We start from the raw sequence: 3,854 nt of genomic DNA on the forward strand, positions 1-3,854 counted from the left end.
GACGTCGCCGAACTGATCGACCCGCGCTTCCCTGTGCACGCTACCGGACGCGGTGGGCGCTATACCTACCACGGGCCGGGACAGCGGATCGGCTATGTCGTGCTCGACCTTGCAAGGCGCGGCAAGGACGTGCGCTGCTTCGTCCATGCGCTGGAGGGCTGGGTGATCGACGCGCTGGCCCGGATCGGGATTGCCGCCTTTCGTGCCGAGGGGCGGATCGGCATCTGGACGCACGATCCCCTGCGTGGCGAGGCGAAGATCGGCGCGATCGGGGTGCGGGTGAAGCGGTGGGTGACGATGCACGGCTTCTCGGTGAACCTGTCGCCCGACCTGTCGCACTTCGGCGGCATCGTGCCGTGCGGCATCGCCGATTACGGCGTGACGAGCGCTGAGGCGCTGAGTCGCGACGCCACCTTCGCAACCTTCGACGCGGCGCTGGCGTTATCTGCGCAGGCGTTTCTGGACGCATTGTCCCACCCTTCGTCGTGCCCCGCGCAAATCGAGGCTTGAGGGGCCGGGGCTGTTTGACTAATGTCCACTTCGATTTGGGTAATACAGGGCATCCAGCCGGCCCGGATCGCCTTATCTAGGGAGCTTCCACAATGCGTGCACTTCTCACCAAGGCCCTCACCGGCTCGATGATCGCCGGCGCGGCGCTGCTCGTCTCGGCGTGCGGTGGTTCGACCACCAACACCACCGAGAACACGGTGATCACCGATCTGAACGCCACCGACACGACCATGGACGGCACGATGTCGGACAACATGACCCCGGTCGACGGCGCCATGGGCAACGACATGATGATGTCGAACGACACCACGATGATGTCGAACGACGCCATGATGATGTCGAACACCACGACGACCACGAACGCGATGTAATCATCGCGTCGCGGCTTGGACGCGGGGTCGGGGCCAGTCCCCCTTCCCGCGAACATCGTGACACAGGACAAAGGGGTCGCACGGCATCGCCGCGCGGCCCTTTTTCTTTGCCCGCGCTCGACCTTGCCGGCCGGGGGGGCGTCGCCACCGGATTCGGTTCGTCGCAATCCCCTGCCCAGCCAGCGGGAACGTGCTCAGAAACCGCTTGGGGACGGCCGCGATTATGCTTAATGAATCCCTCGACTTCGACGGTGACGTGCCGGATCGTAGGCAAGAGGGTGGTGATGACGTTGCGTATCCTGACGATGGTCGCGGCCGCGGGTTTGGCGGTCGTGGCGGCAGCCCCGGCGCGGGCGCAGTTCTTCTTCCAGTCGCCCGACCTGCGTGGCCAGCCGGTTGACGGGTCGGAACCCGGCATGGTCGGCCAGGCATTGCCCGGCGCGACGCCCGACGAGCTGAAGGCGGCGCTGGCGTGGAACCTGCGCGCCGCGCTGAACGTCGCCGCGCTCCAGTGCCAGTTCGCGCCGCAACTGCTGACCCTCAACAACTACAACAAGCTGATCAAGGACCACGAGGCAGAGCTGGCGAGCCAGTATGCCAAGCTCGGCAACTACTTCGTGCGGGTCAACAAGACGCGGAAGGCCGGCCAGACCGAACTCGATAAATACGGCACCCGCGTCTATTCCAGCTTCTCGACGGTCGGTGCGCAGCTGACCTTCTGCCAGACCGCGGGTGAAGTCGCGCACATGGCGGTGTTCACGCCGCGCGGCAGCTTCACCACGCTGGCGCAGGAGCGGCTCCGCCAGCTGCGCAACAGCCTGGTGCTGGCCGGCGAGCAGCGCTTTCCGTGGGGCTTCAGCCCGATGACCCCCGTCCGCCTGCCGCGGTTCGAGGATGTGTGCTGGCGCAAGGAACAGTGGAACGTGAAGGCCTGCGGCGCCTATTACTCGCCGTTCGCCTGAGTCCGACGGTGCTCCCGCCCGTGCGGGAGTACCGGTTCGTCTACCGCAGCCCCAGCGCCTTGTGCGTCTGGAGCGACAGCCGCCATTTCGGCCGCGCCATCGCGAAATCGACCGCGGCCCGAACGTTCGCCGCCCCGCGGGCGTCGTCCATCGGCTGGACGAGGAAATGGGCGAAGTCCCACCCCTCCATCGCGTCGGCGTCGCTGCCCGGCTGCGGCCAGACCAGCTTCAGTTCGTCGCCAGACCGCTGGACGATGTCGCTACCCGCCTTTGGGCTTATACACACCCAGTCGATGCCGGGATGCGCGGGGAGCGTGCCGTTGCTTTCGACAGCGATCTCGAACCCGCGGGCGTGGAGCGCATCGACGATGGCGTCGTCGATCTGGAGCATCGGCTCGCCACCGGTCAGCACGACGAAGCGGCGGTCGGCGCCGTCGCCCCAATGCCCGGCGACGGCATCCGCCAGCGCGGCCGCATCGGCGAACTTGCCTCCGCCCAGTCCGTCCGTCCCGACGAAATCGGTGTCGCAGAAGCGGCAGACGGCGTTCGCGCGGTCCTGTTCGCGGCCGGACCACAGGTTGCACCCGGCAAAGCGCACGAACACCGCGCGTCGACCGGCGTTCACACCCTCCCCCTGGAGCGTGAGGAACATTTCTTTGACCGCGTAGCTCACGCCCGTGTCCTCAAGGATGCGTCGCGTAGACCGTCGGATCGGGCAGGCGCGCGTCCTCGAAGCCCTTCGAGCGCAGGCGGCAGCTGTCGCACAGTCCGCAATGCACGCCGCCGGGCGCCGGATCGTAGCAGGACCAGCTCATGCCGGCGTCGAGCCCGAGGCGCGCGGCCTCCAGCACGATTTCCGCTTTGGTCATGTTCTGGAGCGGGGCGCGAATGCGGAACGGCGCGCCTTCGACACCCGCTTTGGTCCCGAGTTCGGCAAGCTGCTCGAACGCGGCGATGAATTCGGGGCGACAGTCGGGATAGCCTGAATAATCGAGCGCGTTGACACCGATGTACAGGTCGCGCGCGCCGATCGCTTCCGCCCAGCCGAGCGCCAGGCTGAGGAAGATGGTGTTGCGGGCCGGCACGTAGGTTACCGGAATCCCCTCGCCCACGCCGTCCTTAGGAACGGCGATGTCGGCGGTCAGCGCCGATCCGCCGAATGCCGACAGGTCGAGCGGCAGGACGACGTGGCGCTCGGCGCCCAGCGTGGCGGCGATGCGGCGCGCGGCGGCGAGCTCTACCTGGTGGCGCTGGTTGTAATCGATCGACAGGGCGACCAGCCGGTGACCGTCCTCGCGTGCGCGCGCGGCGGAAACCATCGAGTCCAGCCCGCCCGAGATGAGGGCGACCGCAACGGTATCGGAAGATGTCATGATGCCGGTCGCGCTACGCGCTTCGCGGCCAAATCGCAACGGCGGATGACGAAAGGGCCGCCCGAGGGCGGCCCAGTCAGTCTGTCAGCTAGGGAGCTGCATGCCGAAATCGGGCATGACCAACGGTATAGCAGATATTGGTTAAGCTTGCGTGAACGAAGGCTTTGGCACGGTGTCATGCCGCTTCCGGCGTCGCGAACCCTTCCGCCGCCGTCCGCAGTCCGGCCAGCGTCGTATCGATGCGGTTCACGTCGCTGCCCAGCCGGTCGATGTCGGCCGCCACCGTTTCGGTGTCCTGGCGGATCGTGGCGATCGTGGCCGACATGCTGTCGGCCGCCAGCGCCGTTTCGTCCACGCTGGCGGTAATCGCGGTGACCGTCGTCGCCTGCGCGTGCATCGCGTGGCGGATGCGGTCGGCCGAATCCTGCACTTCCGATACCGTCGCCTTGATGCTGGCATTGGTCGCGACGGTCCCGCGGGTCGCGGCCTGGATCGCGGCGATCTTGGCGGCAATGTCGTCGGTCGCGCGCGCGGTCTGGTTGGCGAGGCTTTTCACTTCCTGCGCGACGACGGCAAAGCCGCGCCCGGCGTCGCCCGCCCGTGCCGCCTCGATCGTGGCGTTCAGCGCCAGCAGGTTG

The 3,854-nt window shown here is 67.3% G+C and carries 6 protein-coding genes; 3 read left to right on the top strand and 3 right to left on the bottom strand.

Translation table 11 applies throughout. The features are described from left to right. The 3 genes from lipB to ASE86_RS11760 all read left to right on the top strand — a co-directional run. Nucleotides 1-510 (top strand): lipoyl(octanoyl) transferase LipB (lipB, locus tag ASE86_RS11750; protein ID WP_235524057.1); only part of this gene is annotated, 510 nt, incomplete at its 5' end. Nucleotides 511-602: 92 nt separating this feature from the next. Next, a complete protein-coding gene (locus ASE86_RS11755) occupies nt 603-881 on the top strand; it encodes a hypothetical protein (protein WP_056426294.1) in 279 nt (92 codons plus the stop codon). Between the two features lie 284 nt (nt 882-1,165). Then, the gene (locus tag ASE86_RS11760) at nt 1,166-1,843 is read left to right on the top strand and encodes a hypothetical protein (RefSeq protein WP_056426297.1); all 678 of its coding nucleotides are present in this window, start codon (nt 1,166-1,168) and stop codon (nt 1,841-1,843) included. Nucleotides 1,844-1,883: 40 nt separating this feature from the next. Here the strand turns inward: ASE86_RS11760 and queE are convergent, their stop codons facing one another. The 3 genes from queE to ASE86_RS11775 form a co-directional block, all read right to left on the bottom strand. Continuing rightward, complete coding sequence (queE, locus tag ASE86_RS11765) at nt 1,884-2,516, bottom strand: 7-carboxy-7-deazaguanine synthase (RefSeq protein WP_056426300.1); 633 nt, start codon at nt 2,514-2,516, stop codon at nt 1,884-1,886. A 10-nt stretch (nt 2,517-2,526) separates the two neighbouring features. Continuing rightward, nucleotides 2,527-3,216, bottom strand: a complete 690-nt coding sequence (gene queC, locus ASE86_RS11770; protein WP_056427088.1) for a 7-cyano-7-deazaguanine synthase QueC — start codon at nt 3,214-3,216, stop codon at nt 2,527-2,529. A gap of 175 nt (nt 3,217-3,391) precedes the next feature. Then, nucleotides 3,392-3,854, bottom strand: a 463-nt coding sequence (locus tag ASE86_RS11775) for a methyl-accepting chemotaxis protein (RefSeq protein ID WP_235524058.1), incomplete at its 5' end; no start/stop codon positions are given.

It is taken from the genome of Sphingomonas sp. Leaf33, from assembly GCF_001421785.1.
Lineage (GTDB): Bacteria > Pseudomonadota > Alphaproteobacteria > Sphingomonadales > Sphingomonadaceae > Sphingomonas.

Bases quoted from the DNA above. Each gene is read 5' to 3' on its own strand.
- ASE86_RS11755 (WP_056426294.1), top strand. From the start codon at position 603: ATGCGTGCACTTCTCACCAAGGCCCTCACCGGCTCGATGATCGCCGGC.
- ASE86_RS11760 (WP_056426297.1), top strand. From the start codon at position 1,166: ATGACGTTGCGTATCCTGACGATGGTCGCGGCCGCGGGTTTGGCGGTC.
- queC (WP_056427088.1), bottom strand. From the start codon at position 3,216: ATGACATCTTCCGATACCGTTGCGGTCGCCCTCATCTCGGGCGGGCTG.